This window comes from Streptomyces sp. NPDC057617 (genome assembly GCF_042800555.1).
In the GTDB taxonomy this organism is placed as follows: Bacteria; Actinomycetota; Actinomycetes; order Streptomycetales; family Streptomycetaceae; genus Streptomyces.
Genome location: NZ_JBHVGV010000012.1, coordinates 170,468 through 186,828, shown reverse-complemented (window position 1 = coordinate 186,828; position 16,361 = coordinate 170,468). Strand labels below are relative to the sequence as shown.

7 protein-coding genes are annotated in these 16,361 nt (G+C 72.3%); 3 read left to right on the top strand and 4 right to left on the bottom strand.

Annotation, left to right across the window (positions count from 1 at the left end; genetic code table 11):
* Complete coding sequence (locus ACFU9P_RS27435) at window positions 1-6,297, top strand: type I polyketide synthase (protein ID WP_384085692.1); 6,297 nt, start codon at window positions 1-3, stop codon at window positions 6,295-6,297.
* A gap of 162 nt (window positions 6,298-6,459) precedes the next feature.
* Complete coding sequence (locus ACFU9P_RS27430; protein WP_384085689.1) at window positions 6,460-7,644, top strand: cytochrome P450; 1,185 nt, start codon at window positions 6,460-6,462, stop codon at window positions 7,642-7,644.
* 160 nt (window positions 7,645-7,804) lie between these two features.
* On the opposite strand, the gene ACFU9P_RS27425 is transcribed toward ACFU9P_RS27430, so the two are convergent.
* The 4 genes from ACFU9P_RS27425 to ACFU9P_RS27410 all read right to left on the bottom strand — a co-directional run bounded on the left by ACFU9P_RS27425 (window position 7,805) and on the right by ACFU9P_RS27410 (window position 11,791).
* The gene (locus ACFU9P_RS27425; RefSeq protein ID WP_376385851.1) at window positions 7,805-7,999 is read right to left on the bottom strand and encodes a ferredoxin; all 195 of its coding nucleotides are present in this window, start codon (window positions 7,997-7,999) and stop codon (window positions 7,805-7,807) included.
* A gap of 2 nt (window positions 8,000-8,001) precedes the next feature.
* A complete protein-coding gene (locus ACFU9P_RS27420; protein WP_384085686.1) occupies window positions 8,002-9,192 on the bottom strand; it encodes a cytochrome P450 in 1,191 nt (396 codons plus the stop codon).
* A gap of 136 nt (window positions 9,193-9,328) precedes the next feature.
* The gene (locus ACFU9P_RS27415; RefSeq protein ID WP_376385847.1) at window positions 9,329-10,387 is read right to left on the bottom strand and encodes a DegT/DnrJ/EryC1/StrS family aminotransferase; all 1,059 of its coding nucleotides are present in this window, start codon (window positions 10,385-10,387) and stop codon (window positions 9,329-9,331) included.
* Window positions 10,388-10,399: 12 nt separating this feature from the next.
* Complete coding sequence (locus ACFU9P_RS27410; RefSeq protein WP_384085682.1) at window positions 10,400-11,791, bottom strand: glycosyltransferase; 1,392 nt, start codon at window positions 11,789-11,791, stop codon at window positions 10,400-10,402.
* A 245-nt stretch (window positions 11,792-12,036) separates the two neighbouring features.
* On the opposite strand from ACFU9P_RS27410, the gene ACFU9P_RS27405 reads away from it, so the two are divergent.
* Complete coding sequence (locus tag ACFU9P_RS27405; protein WP_384085680.1) at window positions 12,037-16,359, top strand: type I polyketide synthase; 4,323 nt, start codon at window positions 12,037-12,039, stop codon at window positions 16,357-16,359.
* Window positions 16,360-16,361 lie beyond the last annotated feature (2 nt).

Here is a 16,361-nt window from a genome sequence, read left to right as displayed (position 1 = left end):
GTGCGGGCCGCACCGCCCGGACTCCGCCCCCGGCCCCCGCCCCCGACCATCCCCGCCGTACTCCCTTCGCATGCGAAACATCTCAGGAAGGTTCGGACCATGCCGGACGAAAAGAAGCTCGTCGATTACCTGAAGTGGGTCACGGCGGATCTGCACCAGACCCGCCAACGGGCCCGGGAAGCCGAATCCGGCCGCCATGAACCGGTGGCGATCGTCGGGATGGGATGCAGGTTCCCCGGCGGGGTCCGGTCCCCGGAGGACCTGTGGGAACTGCTCGCCTCGGGCCGCAGCGCCATCTCCGGCTTCCCCGCCGACCGCGGCTGGGACCTGGAGGCCCTCGCCGGGGACGGCCCGGGCAGCAGCGCCACCCAGGAGGGCGGCTTCGTCCACGAGGCACCCGACTTCGACCCGGGATTCTTCGGGATCTCGCCGCGCGAGGCCCTCGCCATGGACCCGCAGCAGCGCCTCCTCCTCGAAGTGTCCTGGGAGGCCTTCGAGCGCGCCGGTATCGCCCCGGGCGGGCTGCGCGGCAGCAGGACCGGGGTGTTCGTCGGCACCAACGCCCAGGACTACGCGCATCTCGTCCTCGCCTCTCGGGACGACATGGGCGGCTACGCGAGCAACGGTCTCGCCGCGAGCGTCCTGTCCGGCAGGCTGTCCTTCGTCCTCGGGCTCGAAGGGCCCGCGGTCACCCTCGACACCGCCTGCTCGTCGTCGCTGGTGACCCTCCATCTCGCCGCGCAGGCCGTACGGAACGGCGAGTGCGGGCTGGCGCTGGCCGGCGGCGTGACCCTGATGGCCACCCCGGCGAGCTTCGCCGGGTTCAGCGTCCAGGGCGGACTCGCCGCCGACGGGCGCTGCAAGGCGTTCTCCGACGCGGCCGACGGCACCGCCTGGTCCGAGGGCGTCGGCATGCTGGTGGTCGAGCGCCTCTCGGACGCCCAGCGCAACGGGCACCCCGTCCTCGCGGTGCTGCGCGGCAGCGCGGTCAACCAGGACGGCGCCTCCAACGGTCTGAGCGCCCCCAACGGCCCCTCCCAGCAGCGGGTGATCCGCCAGGCCCTGGCCGGTGCCGGACTCACCCCGGCCGATGTGGACGCGGTCGAGGCGCACGGTACGGGCACCACCCTGGGCGACCCCATCGAGGCGGGCGCCCTGCTGGCCGCCTACGGCCAGGACCGCGAACCCGGCCGCCCCCTGTGGCTCGGCACAGTCAAGTCGAACATCGGGCACACCCAGGCCGCGGCCGGTGCCGCGGGCGTGATGAAGATCGTGATGGCGCTCCGCAACGGCGTCCTCCCGCAGACCCTCCATGTGGACGCGCCCTCCTCGCACGTCGACTGGTCGGCCGGCGACGTACGGCTGCTCACCAAGGCGGTCGAGTGGCCCGAGGACGGCCGGGTGCGCCGCGCCGGAGTGTCGTCGTTCGGGATCAGCGGCACCAACGCGCACGTGATCATCGAGCAGGCCCCGCCGACCGCGCCCGACCTGGAGGAAGAGACGGCTCCGCGGGCGGCGCTCACCGCCGTACCGTGGCCCGTGTCGGCGAGAAGCGCAGCCGCGCTCGACGCCCAGCTCCACCGGATCCGCTCCTTCGCCGACGCCCCGACGGCCCCCGGCCCCCTCGACATCGGCCACTCGCTGGCCACCACCCGCTCCGCCTTCGAGCACCGCGCCGTACTCCTCGCCCACGCCGACGGCGCGCCGCCCGCCGAGGCGGCCCGGGGGGTGACCGCCAAGGGCCCGCTGGCCGTCCTGTTCGCCGGCCAGGGATCCCAGCGGCTCGGGATGGGCCGGGAGCTGTACGCGCGCTTCCCCGTCTTCGCCGAGGCACTGGACTCCGTACTGGCGGAGCTGGACGGGCAGTTGGACCGTCCGCTGCGCGAGGTGATCTGGGGCGACGACGAAAGCCCGCTGAACGACACGGGGTTCACGCAGCCCGCGCTGTTCGCCGTCGAGGTGGCGCTCTTCCGGCTGGTCCGCTCCTGGGGTGTCAAGGCGGACTTCGTGGCCGGTCACTCCATCGGCGAGATCACCGCGGCCCATGTGGCCGGGGTGTTCTCCCTCGCCGACGCCTGCCGGCTGGTGGCCGCGCGGGCCAAGCTGATGCGCGCGCTGCCGGCCGGCGGCGCCATGGTGGCGGTACGGGCCACCGAGGACGAGGTGGCCCCGCTGCTCACGGGCCGGGTCTCCCTCGCCGCGGTCAACGGGCCGGATTCCGTGGTGATTTCCGGAGCCGAGGACGAGGTGAACGGGGTCGCGGAGCGGCTCGCGGCCCAGGGCCGCAAGACCACCCGGCTTTCGGTGAGCCACGCCTTCCACTCGCCGCTGATGGAGCCGATGCTCGACGAGTTCCGCGCCGTCGTGGCCTCCCTCGGCTTCCAGCGCCCGGCCGTGCCCGTCGTCTCGAATCTGACCGGGGAGTTCGCCTCGCCGGACGCACTCGGCTCCGCCGACTACTGGGTACGCCATGTCCGGGAGGCCGTGCGGTTCAGCGACGGGGTACGGACGCTCGCCGCGCGCGGAGTGAAGACCTTCCTCGAACTCGGCCCGGACGGAGTGCTCTCCGCCCTCGTGGCGGAGACCCTCCAGGACCCGGCCGTCGCCGCCGTGCCCGTCCTGCGCAAGGAACGACCCGAGGAGACCGCGGCCGTCACCGCGCTCGCCGGGCTGTACGTCCGGGGCATCGCGGTCGACTGGGCGGAACTCTTCGCCGGTACGGGCGCCCGCCGGACGGATCTGCCGACGTACGCGTTCCAGCGCGAGCGGTTCTGGCCCACCGTCGCCGCCGTCACCGGGGACGCCGCCGGGCTGGGCCTGGCCGCCACCGGGCATCCGCTGCTGGGCGCGGCCATGACGATCGCCGACTCGGACGAGACCGTACTGACCGGCAGCCTGTCCGTGCGCTCGCACCCCTGGCTCGCCGACCACCGGATCGAGGGCCGGACCGTGCTGCCCGGCACCGCCTTCGCCGAACTCGCGGTCCGCGCGGGCGACCAGACCGGACAGGACCGGGTGGCGGACCTCACCCTGCTCGCCCCGCTCACGCTGCCCGAACGCGGCGCGGTCACCGTACAGGTACGGGTCGGCGCGGCCGACGAGCAGGGGCGGCGCCCGGTGACGGTCCACTCCCAGCCCGCCGTCGAAGAAGGCCAGGACGCGCGGCCCTGGACCGCGCACGCACGCGGCACGCTCTCCCCGGCCGACGGATCCACCGCGGACGGATCAGCGGCGGACGCGAACGCCTTTGACGCCGCGGAGTGGCCGCCGCGCGACGCGAAACCGGTCGAGCTGTCCGGCCTGCGCGAGCGGCTCACCGCCGCCGGACTCGCCCACGGACCCGCCTTCCAGGGCCTCACCGGACTGTGGCGGCGCGAGGACGAGGTGTTCGCCGAGGCGGCCCTGCCCGCCGAAGCCGGTGACACCGCCGAGTTCGGCATCCACCCGGCGCTGCTGGACGCCGCGCTCCGCGCCGCCGGAGCCCTGGACGCGGAGGGCGCGCCCGCCGCCCCGGTCCCGCTGGCCTGGACCGGACTGACCCTGCACGCCGGGGCCTCCACCGCGCTGCGCGTACGGATCACCCCGGCCGGCGAGGACTCGGTGGCCCTGACCGCCGTCGACACCGCAGGTGCCCCCGTCCTCACCGTGGACTCGCTGCGCCTCGGCGCGCCCTCCGGACAACAGCGGCCCGCGCCCGCAGGGGGCGGCGCCGACCAGGGCACGCTGTTCGCCCTCGACTGGGTGCCCGCCGCCCTCGCGGCGCCCGCCACCGGCACCCGCTGGGCGGTCGTCGGCGCCGACGAACTCGACCTCGGCTACGCCATGCACCGGGCCGACGAGACCGTGAGCGCCTACGCGGAGTCCCTGACCGGAACGGTCGGCGACAGCGGAGTCGCGCCCGATGTCTTCCTGGTGCCCGTGGTCGGCGACCCCGCGCTCGACGGGCCCGAGGCGGTGCGCGCCCTGACCGCCTCGGTGCTGGGCCTGCTCCAGGAGTGGCTCGGCGAACCCCGGCTCGCGGGCTCCCGGATGGTCTTCGTCACCCGTGGAGCCGTCGCCGTCGACGGCGAGAAGGTCCAGGACCTGGCCGCGGCCGCCGTGTGGGGCCTCGTACGGTCCGCGCAGACCGAGAACCCGGGCAGCTTCCTCCTCGTCGACATGGACGACACGTTCCTGTCCGCCGGGGTCCTGCCCGGACTGCTCGCCCTCGACGAGCAGCAGATGGTCGTACGCGCCAACACCGTCCGCGTCGCGCGCCTCACCAGGGCGCCCGAGAGCGACCCCGCCGCCACGGCCCCGGGCGCGCCGGCCACCTGGAACCGCGAGGGCACCGTACTGATCACCGGTGGTACGGGCGGACTCGGCGGGCAGCTCGCCCGGCATCTCGCCGCGCGGCACGGCGTACGGCACCTGCTGCTGGCGAGCCGCCGCGGCCCCGGCGCGCCCGGCGCGGCGGAACTCCTCGCGGATCTGGCCGGGTCGGGCGCCGAGGCCTCCGCCGTCGCCTGTGACCTGGGCGACCCGGACGCGGTCTCCGCGCTGCTCGCCGCCGTGCCCGCCGCGCATCCGCTGACCGCGGTGGTGCACACCGCCGGGGTGCTCGACGACGCGATGACCGGCTCACTGACCCCCGGGGCGCTGGAGCGCGTCCTGCGGCCCAAGGCCGACGCCGCCTGGCATCTGCACCGGGCCACCCGCGAGCTGGACCTGTCGGCGTTTGTGCTGTACTCGTCGGTCTCCGGTGTCCTGGGCAGCCCCGGACAGGCCAACTACGCGGCCGCCAATGCCTACTTGGACGCCCTGGCCAGGCACCGCAGGGACGAGGGGCTGCCCGCGCTCTCCCTCGACTGGGGCCCCTGGGGCCGGGGCAGCGGGATGACCAGCCATGTCAGCGAGGCCGATCTGGAGCGGATGGCCCGTGGCGGTATGCCCGCCCTCGCCCTCGACGAGGGCCTGGCCCTCTTCGACACCGCCACCGGACACGGCGCCGAGGCGCTCGTCCCGGCCAGGATCAATGTGGCGGGGCTCCGCACCCAGCAGGCCCTGCCCGCGCTCTGGCGCGAACTGGTGCCCCGTACCAGGCGGGCCGCCTCGGCCGGCGACCGGTCGCCCGTCACCCTGCGGGAGCGGCTGCGGAACCTCGTACCCGCCGAGCAGGAGAGCCTCCTCGTCGAGCTGGTGACCGGCTACACCGCCGGGCTCCTCGGCCACCGTGACGCGAGCGGCATCGACCCCGAACGCAGCTTCCTGGAGCTGGGGTTCGACTCGCTGGTCTCCGTCTCGCTGCGCAACCAGCTCGCCGAAGCGCTCGGGCTGCGGCTGCCGACCTCGGTGGTGTTCGACAACGAGACACCCGTCAAACTCGCCCGGTGGCTGCACGGTGAGATCGCCGGGCAGCTCGCCCCGGTCCCCGGCTCCGGCGCGGGTGCTTCCGGCGCCTCCGCGGCGGCCAGGCAGGCCCACGACCCGGGCGAGACCCTGGAGGGCCTCTTCCACAGTGCGGTCCAGGGCGGCAAATTGGTCGAGGCGATGCGCATGCTGGTGGCGGTCGCCAAGACCCGGCCGACCTTCGAGACCCCGGCCGATCTGGAGGAGCTGTCGGTCCCCGTCACCCTGGCCGAGGGCCCGAGCAGCCCCCGTCTGGTCTTCGTCAGCGCGCCCGGCGCCACCGGCGGTGTCCACCAGTACGCCCGTATCGCAGCCCACTTCCGCGGCAAGCGCCATGTCTCCGCCCTGCCGCTGATGGGCTTCGCGCCCGGTGAGCTGCTGCCCGCCACCAGCGAGGCCGCGGCGCGGGTGGTGGCGGAGAGCGTCCTGCACGCCAGCGACGGCGAACCCTTCGTACTGGCCGGCCACTCGACGGGCGGCTCGCTCGCCTATCTCGCCGCCGGGGTGCTGGAGGAGACCTGGGGGATCAAGCCGGAGGGCGTCGTCCTGCTGGACACCGCGAGCATCCGCTACCGGGTGGGCGAGGGCAACGACCTGGACAAGACCACGCAGTACTACCTCGCCGACATCGACTCGCCGTCCGTCACGCTGAACAGCGCGAGGCTGTCGGCGATGGCCCACTGGTTCATGGCCATGACCGACATCGAGACGGTGCCCACCACCGCCCCGACCCTGCTGGTGCGGTGCACCCAGTCCTTCGGCGGATTCCTCTTCGACACCGCCTCGGTGCCCGCGGACGAGATCCGGGACATCGACGCGAACCATCTCTCCCTCGCCAAGGAACACTCCGCGCTGACCGCGCGGGCCATGGAGGAGTGGCTCGGCGCCCTCCCCGCCGGTGCCGCGTAGACAACCCCGGCTCCGCACCGACTCGCCGCGCCGGCTCCGCCCGTACACACGGACACCCCGGGGCGGCCCCCGTACCGTCGTACGCGACCACGGCGGGGGCCGCCCCGGGCCGGGCGCGGCGAGCAAGCACCCAGAGGCACCCACCGTCCGAGGAGACCCCCGATGACCACATCCCCCGAACTGCCCGCCCTCACCGCACGGCCGCCGTCCGTCCTGCGGCTCAGCCCGCTGCTGCGCGACCTCCAGACCAGGAGCCCCATCTGCAAGGTGCGCACCCCCGCCGGCGACGAGGGCTGGCTGGTGACCCGGCACGCCGAACTCAAGGAACTGCTCCACGACGAGCGTCTCGGCCGCGCCCACCCCACGCCCGCCACCGCTCCCCGCTATGTGCAGAACCCTTTCCTTGACATGCTCGTCACGGACGACTTCGCGCTGGCCCACAAACTCCACACCGAGACCCGCGCGCTGCTCACCCCCAACTTCTCCGCCCGCCGCGTTCTCAACCTGATGCCCAAGGTCGAGGCCATCGCGGAAGGCGTGCTGGAGAGCTTCATCGCCCAGGGGCCGCCAGCCGATCTGCACGGCGGATTCTCGCTGCCGTTCTCCCTGGCCGTCCTCTGCGAGCTGATCGGCATCCCCGCAGAGGACCAGGGCCTGCTGGTCATGCTGCTCTCCCGGATGGGCGGACTCGACGACCCGGAGGCCGTCGAGGGCGGACAGCGGGACCTCTTCCGCTATCTGGTGGAGCTGGCGGGCCGCAAGCGGGCCGAGCCCGGCGACGACGTCATCTCCCGGCTCTGCGAGAGCGAGCCCTCCGACGAGCGCATCGGCCCCATCGCGGCCGGGGTGCTCTTCGCCGGGCTGGAGGCCGTCGCCAGCCATGTCGACCTCGGGATCATCCTGTTCACGCTCCACCCCGACCAGCGCGACGCCGCGCTGGGGGACCCCAAGCTGATGGCCGGCGCCGTCGAGGAGATCCTGCGCTCGGCGAAGGGCGGCGGCTCGGTGCTGCCGCGGTACGCAGGCGAGGACGTCGAGATCGGCGGTGTGACGATACGCGCCGGAGACCTGGTCCTGCTGGACTTCACCCTCTCCAACTTCGACCGGCAGGTCTTCGACGAGCCGGAACTCTTCGACATCAACCGCTCGCCCAACCCGCATCTCACCTTCGGCCACGGCATGTGGCACTGCATCGGCGCCCCGCTGGCCCGGATGCAGCTCAGGACCGCGTACACCCTGCTCTTCACCCGCCTGCCCGGACTGCGCCTCGCGCTCCCGGTGGAGGAACTCCAGGTGCTGGGCGGCCAGCTCTCCGCCGGTCTCACCGAGCTGCCGGTCGCCTGGTAGAGACTCTTCCGGCAGCGAGGCACTTCCGGTCAAGAGGGATTTCCGGAAACGGCGAACGGGCCCTGCTCCCCATGGTTTTGGGGGCAGGGCCCGTTCCGTGTTCCCGGGCGCCGTACGACGCTGTACGGCGCCCGGTGTCAGGGGCGGGTACGGACAGCCGTCAGCTCTCCTCGACCGAGATCGCCTGCGACGGGCAGACCATCCCGGCCTGCCGCGCCGCGTCCCGCGCCGGCTCGTCCGCCGGCTCCTCCAGCACCGTCACGATGCCGTGGTCGTCCTGGTCGAAGACATCGGGAGCCGACAGCACACACTGCCCCGCCCCCACACAGCGTTCGGTGTCCACGCTGATGCGCACCATCACTCCTCCGTCGATGACCAGCGGACGGGCAGCTCGTGCAGCCCGAACAGCACTCCGTCGTACTTCAGACTCAGCTCCTCGACCGGCACCGCCAGCTCCAGCGTGGGGATACGGGAGAACAGCGTCCGGTACGCGATGTCCATCTCGACCCGGACCAGGTTCTGCCCCAGGCACTGGTGCACCCCGTAGCCGAACGCCACATGAGACCGGGCGGACCGCTCCGGGTCGAACTCGTCGGGCCGGTCGAAGACGGTTCCGTCATGGTTGGCGGCGGCGACCAGCGGCACGATGCCCTCGCCCGCGGCGATGAGCTGCCCGCCGATCTCCACATCCTCGACGGCCACCCGGAACGCCACCAGGTCCGCCACCGAGTAGTAGCGCAGCAGCTCCTCCACCGCGCGCTCGTCACCGATCCACCGCGGATTGCTCAGCAGGGTGACCACACCGAGCCCGATATTGTTCGCCGTCGTCTCATGGCCCGCGATCAGCAGCAGCATCGACACCCCGGTCAGTTCCTGCCGGGAGATGGTGCCGTCGGCCAGCAGCCGGCTGATCAGATCGTCGCCGGGCCGCCGCTGCTTGATGGTGATCAGCCGGTTGAGATAGCGCATCAGCGCCTTGGTCGCCGACTCCCGCTCCTCGTCCGTGGAGGTCAGCGTGACCAGGACGCGGGTCTTCGCCTCGAAGAAGTCGCGGTCCACATGGGGCACCCCCAGCAGATCGGAGATCACCAGGGACGGCACGGACAGCGCGAAGTCCGCGATCAGATCGGCCGTGTTCCCCGCCGCGAGCAGCGCGTCGATACGGTCGTCCACGATCTGCTGGATGGCGGGCCGCATCTCCCTGACCTTGCGGACCGTGAACTCCGGGATCAGCGTCTTGCGGAACCGGCCGTGCTCCGGCGGGTCCAGCGCCACGAACCAGCCGGGCACCTGGTCCTGCGAGGGCACCCCGCCCGTCTTCGCCGCCCGGGGAAACCCCGGATGGGACGGGTTGGAGCTGATCCTCGGATCGGTCAGCACGGTCCGTACGTCCTCGTGCCGGGTCACCAGCCAGACCGGGACCCCGCTGGGCAGCGTCGACCTGACCAGCCCGTCCGTGCGCCGGAAGTCCGCGTACTCCAGTGGTGGAAAGGGCCGGCCCGGCCGCCGCAGCGGGAAGGCGACCGGGCACCTGTCGGTAGTTGTCATGTCTCGGATTCCCCTGGGGATCGGAACTGCCCGTGCTGGACTCGGAACTGCCCGTGCGGTACGGAGCTGAGCGCGTGCGGTACGGAGACGGGCGCGTACGGTACGGAGATGAGCGCCGTCGCGCCTCGCGCGGGCCTCACGCCGCGCCGTAGAACTTGCGGATCCTGCCGGTGATGAACTCCTGGTCCTCAGCGGTCAGTCCGGTGTGCGTCGGCAGATAGAAGCCGTCCTCGCTGAACCGACTGGCGTTCAGCGACGGCCAGTCGGCGTCGAAGTAGCCCGGCTGCCGGCTCATCGGCTTGAAGAACAGCCGGGTCTCGACACCCTCGGCCGCGAGGAACTCCCGCAGCTCGTCCCGGCGTTCGGCGCGCACGTCGTACATCCACAGCACGTCGCGCGGCGGCATCGTGATGATCCCGTCGATGCCGCGCAGCCCCTCGTCGTAGCGGCGCTCGATCTCCCGGCGCATCTCCAGGATCGTGTCGAGCTGCTCGGTCTGCGCCAGCGCCACCGCCGCCTGCATGCTGGTCATACGGAAGTTGTAGGCCAGCTTCTTGTGCAGGAAGCTGTGGTCCTTGGTGAACGCCATCGCGCGCAGATGCGCCATCTGCTCGGCGAGCCGCGGGTCCTCGGTCAGACAGATACCGCCCTCGCCGGCCGTGATGATCTTGTTGGCGAAGAGCGAGAAACAGGCGATGTCGGCGACCGGCCGCACGCCGTGCGCCTCGGCGGAGTCCTCCACCACCCGGAGGTTGTACTGGAGGGCGAGATCCATGATCGCGTCCATGTCGCAGCGGCGCCCGTAGATGTGCACCGGCAGGATCACCTTGGTGCGCGGGGTGATCTTCTCCTCGATCAGCGAGACATCGATGTTGAGATCGTCCCCGCAGTCCACGAAGACCGGCGTAGCCCCGGTGTACGTCACCGCCCACGCGCTCGCGATCATCGTGAACTCGGGAACGATCACCTCGTCGCCCGGGCCGACCCCGAGCGCGCGCAGCGCCAGGGTGAGCGCCGTCGTCCCCGAGGAACAGGCGACACCGTGCGCCACCCCGTTGTACCGGGCGAACTCGTCCTCGAACCGGCGTACATACGGCCCCTGCGACGAGATCCAGCCGTCGCTGACGGCCTCCGTCACATAGTCGAGCTCCCGCCCGCCGAGCCAGGGCCGGGAAACCGGATGGGTGAATGACATGGAATACCCCGATCAGTGGGAGGCGAGTACGGGAAGGCCGAGCAGCAGATCCGCCGCGGCGCCCCGGCCGCCCGCAGCGCGCAGAAGCTCCCCGAAGTGCTCCGCGCGCTCGCGGAAGGAACGGTCGTCCAGCACCCGGGTGAGTTTGTCGAAGACATCGTCGGCGTCGACGGTCTCCGGACGGTCGAGGGTCAGGCTGACACCGAAGTCCTGGCCACGGACGGCCTGGTCGTCGCAGTCCACCCAGAGCGGGCGTACCACCAGCGGCTTCCCGAAGTACAGCCCCTCGTGGTAGCCGTTGCCGCCGGCGTGCGTGAAGAACACCCGGACATTCGGATGGGCGAGGACATCGAGCTGCGACGGAACCCAGCTCTCGATCCGCAGATTCCTGGGAAGCAGGTCCTGCGGCGGCAGCAGCTCCTGCTGCTCCTTGGGGAGTTTCCACAGCACCGAATGGCGCCCGGCCAGCCGCCGGGTGACCTCCACCAGCGAGCCGACCTGCTCCCGCGTCAGCCGGGTGATCGTACCGAACCCCATGTACACCACCGACTCCTGCGCCGACAGCCAGTCGGACAGACCGTCGTCGTCGGGGGCCTGCGGCAGCGGCGGCACCATCGCGCCGACCAGCCGCATCTTCTCCGGCATGGGGAACGGATAGTCCAGCTCGGGCACCGAATAGCACAGCACCATCTCGGCATGGTCGATCCTGGCCATCATCTGGCGCGCCTCGGGCGCGATCCCCAGCTCCTCGCGGATCCGGTTGTCCACCTCGACCACCTTCCGCATCGAAGGGGCCATGAACATCCCCAGCGTCCGCAGCCGGAAGAGCTGGTTGGCCACCCGCTGGGTGAAGCTCATCTCCAGCGGCAGCCCCGAGTGCGGCACCGGGAAGCCCGCCGGGGTGTACGACTTGGCGAACGGCACATGCGAGGTGAGGACGTTGCTGGGTACGAACGGCACACCCAGCACGAACGGAATGTTCTTGGTGATCGCCAGCTCGTACCCGTACTGGCACATGCTCTCTATCACCATCAGCGCCGGCTTGACCTCGTCGACGATCGCTTCGAGCCGCCGGTACTTCTCCACCCGCGCCTCGGGCGCGAACGAGTGCCTGATGACCGCGCGATGCGCCTTGAACCGGGAGCGCTGCGTCACCTCGCGGTAGGTCTCGTCGTCCCAGGTGACGGCCGACATCTCGGAGACGACCTCACCGAGTGACGCGAACTCCACGGGAGTTCCCGCTTTGCCCGCCGCCGCAATGTCGTCGCGCACCTTTTCATCGGCCGCGAACCACAGATCCTCCACCCCGCGCCGGGACAATTCCTCCGCCAGCACGAGCAGTGGATTGAGAAGACCGCTTTCGGCATAGCTGACAAACAGGATCGGCCGCCGGATCGAGCCCATGGACAACACCCTTCGGAAGTGACGGTCCGATGGCTCGGCGCCACAAGTACCCACCCGGCCGGTCGCCGGGTGGCCGCGCCGCGCGATCGGGCGGGACAGTTACTTGGTCTCACACCAGGCTCCGGAGAATCCCTAGTCTTCGGCGGTCCTCCGCCCGGGGGCCCTGAATTCCTTAGGGAAAAGTACAGCCCCGCCCCCCATACGATCCGGCACGGAGAGGTGTCCGAGGCCCGACTTTCCGAGGGGTGTGCATCGTCATGACGATCGGATCCGACGAAGACCCGGTAGTGGTCGTCGGGATGGCATGCCGTTATCCGGGCGGAGTCCGTTCCCCGGAGGAACTGTGGGAACTGGTCCTGGCCGGCCGCGACGCGATCTCCGGATTCCCCGCCGACCGCGGCTGGGACCTGGAGGCGCTGGCCGGCGAGGGACCGGGCGCGAGCGTGACCCGCGAAGGCGGATTCCTGCACGACGCCGCCGACTTCGACGCCGGATTCTTCGGCATGTCACCGCGCGAGGCGGTCTCCACCGACCCACAGCAGCGGCTCATCCTCGAAACGTCCTGGGAAGCGGTCGAACGGGCCGGGACCGACCCGTACAGCCTGCGTGGCACCCGTACCGGCGTCTTCGTCGGCACCAACGGGCAGGACTACGCCACCGTCACCCAGCGCTCCGCGGAGGACCTCGCGGGCCACGCCATGACCGGCCTCTCGCCCGGTGTCGCGTCCGGGCGGCTCGCCTACACCCTCGGTCTCGAAGGTCCCGCGGTCACCGTCGACACCGCGTCCTCCTCGTCGCTGGTCGCCCTGCACTGGGCGGCGCGTTCGCTGCGCGCGGGGGAGTGCTCGACGGCTCTCGCCGGCGGAGTGACCGTCATGTCCACTCCGGTCGGCTTCATCGGCTACTCCCGGCAGGGCGGTCTCGCGCCCGACGGGCGCTGCAAGGCGTTCTCGGACGACGCGGACGGCACAGCCTGGGCCGAGGGCGCCGGCATCGTCGTCCTGCGGCGGCTCTCCGACGCGCGGCGCGACGGGCAGCGGGTCCTCGCGGTGGTACGCGGCTCCGCCATCAACCAGGACGGCGCCTCCAACGGCCTGACCTCGCCCAGCGGCCCGGCACAGGAGCGGGTGATCCGCCAGGCGCTGGCCGACGCGGGGCTCTCCCCGGCCGAGGTGGACGCGGTCGAGGCGCACGGCACGGGTACGAAGCTGGGCGACCCCATCGAGGCGCACGCGCTGCTCGCCACCTATGGCAGCGGCCGCGACCCCGGGCGGCCGCTGCGGCTCGGCTCCCTCAAGTCGAACATCGGCCACGCGCAGGCGGCAGCCGGTGTCGCCGGGGTCATCAAGATGGTCATGGCGATGCGCGAGGGCGTCCTGCCCAGGACCCTCCACGCCGGGCGCCGGACCTCGCACGTGGACTGGTCGGACGGGGTGGAACTGCTCACCGAGGCGGCCCCCTGGCCCGAGACGGGCCGGCCGCGGCGCGCGGGGGTGTCGTCCTTCGGCATCAGCGGCACGAACGCGCACCTGATCCTGGAACAGCCACCGATTGAGACTTCCGGCTTCTCGGCGGCGCGGATCTCCGGCTCTGCTCCGGCCACGAGGGCCGTACCGGCGCCGCGTGCGGATTCCGCTCGTACCCGGGGCGGGAGCCCTGGTCCGGGCGAGGGTCCCGTACCCGCGCCGCCCTCCGGTGCGGGTACGGCAGAGGCCACCGCTTCCGGCCCTGCCGCCGCGCAGGATTCCGGGCCCGTCACGGTCCCGGCCGAGCAGCCCGTACCGGCCTCCGTCGTACCCGCGGTCGTGCCCTGGCTGGTGTCGGCCAAGTCCGAGGCCGCCCTCGACGCTCAGATCGCCCGTCTCACCGGCTTCGTGGCCGCCCGGCCCGGCACCGAGCCCGTCGACGTCGGCTACTCGCTCGCCACCGGCAGGGCCGCCATGCGCCACCGGGCCGTTCTGCTCGCCGACCGGGACGGGGTCACCCCGGTCGCCCGGGGGGCCGCCGGGGACGGCACGACCGCCGTGCTGTTCTCCGGACAGGGGAGCCAGCGGCTCGGGATGGGGCGTGGGCTGTACGAGCGGTTCCCGGTCTTCGCGGGCGCGCTCGACACCGTACTGTCCGAGCTGGACAGGCACCTCGACGGCTCCCTGCGCGCGGTCATGTGGGGCGACGACCCCGAGCCGCTGAACCGGACCGGCTGGACACAGCCCGCCCTCTTCGCCGTCGAAGTGGCCCTCTTCCGCCTGGTGGAGTCGCTGGGCGTACGGCCCGCCGTCGTCGGCGGACACTCGATCGGCGAGATCACCGCGGCCCATGTGGCGGGCGTGTTCTCGCTGGAGGACGCCTGCCGGCTGGTCGCGGCCCGCGCCAAGCTCATGCAGGCGCTGCCCTCCGGCGGCGCGATGGCCGCCGTACAGGCCGCGGAGGACGAGGTCGTACCCCTGCTGGCCGGCCGCGAGGACCAGGTGTCCGTCGCCGCCGTCAACGGCCCCGAGTCCGTCGTGGTCGCGGGCGAGGAGAGCGCCGTCCTGGAGATCGCCGCGCACTTCGCGGGCCAGGGGCGCAGGACCAGCAGGCTGCCCGTGTCGCACGCCTTCCACTCCCCGCTGATGGACCCGATGCTCACGGAGTTCCGGGCCGTCGCGGAGTCACTGACCTTCCACGAGCCCGCCGTCCCGGTCGTCTCCAACCTCACCGGCGAGCCGGCCACCGGACAGCTCGGCACCCCCGGCTACTGGGTACGGCATGTCCGGCAGGCCGTACGCTTCGCCGACGGCATCCGGGCGCTGCGCGACGAGAACATCGACGTCCTGCTGGAACTGGGGCCCGGCAGCGTCCTGTCCGCCATGGCCCAGGACACCCTCGGCGAGGCCGCCCGCCGTATGACCGTCGTACCGGCCCTGCGCAAGGACCGTACGGAGGAGGCCGCCTTCGTCTCCACCCTGGGCCGGCTCCACACCGCGGGCGTCCCGCTCGACTGGTCCGCCTTCTTCGCGGGCACCGGAGCCCGCCGGGTGGACCTGCCGACCTATGCCTTCCAGCGCGAGCGCTACTGGCCCGCCCCGCCGCCGCCCGGCGGCGCGGGGGCGACCGGTGCGGGCGCCACCGGACACCCGCTGCTGGGCCTCGCGCTCGAACTCGCCGCCGGCGAGGGCCTGGTGTTCACCGGCAGCATCTCCGTCCGCACCCACCCCTGGCTCGCCCAGCACGCCGTGGCCGGACGGATCACCCTGCCCGGAACGGCCCTGGTGGAACTGGCGATCCGCGCGGGCGACGAGGCCGGCTGCGACCGCGTCCAGGACCTCGTCCTCGCGGAACCGCTCGTACTGCCCGAACACGGCGCGGTGCGGCTGAACGTACGCCTCTCCGCGCCGGACGGAATCGGCTGGCGCACCGTCACCGTCCACTCCAGGCCCGAAGGGGCCGCCCACCGGACCTGGACCCGGCACGCCAGCGGCGTTCTGACCCCGGGTTACGGCGAGCCCGGACAGGACCTGGAGAGCCGGCCGCCCGAGGGCGCCGAGCCGGTCGACATCGAAGACCACTACGAGCGCCTCGCCGACCAGGGCTTCGACTACGGGCCCAACTTCCGGGGACTGCGGGCCCTCTGGCGGTACGGGAACGAGCTGTACGCCGAGGTCGCGCTGCCCGCCGACATGACCGACGCGGAGGCGTACGGGCTGCACCCCGCCCTGCTGGACGCCGCCCGGCACGCCGCCATGACCGACGGCGGTACCCTCCCGGCCCGCTGGCGGGGCGTGTCCCTGCACGCCTTCGGCGCCACCGCGCTGCGCATCCGGCTCACCCCGGGCCACGACGGCGCGTTCGCGCTGAAGGCCTTCGACTTCTCGGGGGCGCCGGTACTCACCGTCGAGGAGCTGCGCGTACGGCCGCTCACCCCGGAGGAGACGGCCCCCGCGCCTCAGGGGACCCGGGAGGTCCGGGCCGCCCAGGAGTCCCGCGGCCGGACACCGTCCGCGGACACCAGGACCGTACGGCCGCCCGCCGCCCGGCCCGGCGCGGCCGGCACCGAAACGCCCACGCTCATCGGGCTGCTCGCGGAGATGCCCGAGGCCAGGCGGGCCCGCCATCTGCTCGACCTCGTACGGACCGAAGCCGCGGCCGTCCTGGGCCATGGCACCCCGGAAGCGGTCGGTCCCCATCACGCCTTCAAGGAAATGGGCTTCGACTCGCTGGCCGGGGTCGAACTCCGCGACCGGCTGGGCGCCCTCACCGGCCGCGACTTCCCCAGCACGCTCGTCTTCAACTTCCCGACCCCGGTCCTGGTCGCCGGCCATCTCGCCGCGGTCCTCACCGAACCCGTCACCGCCGCGACGGGTTCCGCGGACGATGAACTCACCCGGTTCGAGTCCGTCATCCAGTCGGTGCCGGCGGACGGTTTCGAACGCCAGGTAATAGCCGACCGCCTGGAGAAAATCATCTCCTCGCTACGGCGGTCCACGCCCTTCACCTCCCCGGAAACGGAAACAACCGCCGAGGACATCGAGACGGTGTCGGTCGACCGGCTGCTCGACATCATCGATGAAGAGTTCGAAACCACTTAGAG

Bases quoted from the DNA above. Each gene is read 5' to 3' on its own strand.
- ACFU9P_RS27430 (WP_384085689.1), top strand. From the start codon at position 6,460: ATGACCACATCCCCCGAACTGCCCGCCCTCACCGCACGGCCGCCGTCC.
- ACFU9P_RS27420 (WP_384085686.1), bottom strand. From the start codon at position 9,192: ATGACAACTACCGACAGGTGCCCGGTCGCCTTCCCGCTGCGGCGGCCG.
- ACFU9P_RS27415 (WP_376385847.1), bottom strand. From the start codon at position 10,387: ATGTCATTCACCCATCCGGTTTCCCGGCCCTGGCTCGGCGGGCGGGAG.
- ACFU9P_RS27410 (WP_384085682.1), bottom strand. From the start codon at position 11,791: ATGGGCTCGATCCGGCGGCCGATCCTGTTTGTCAGCTATGCCGAAAGC.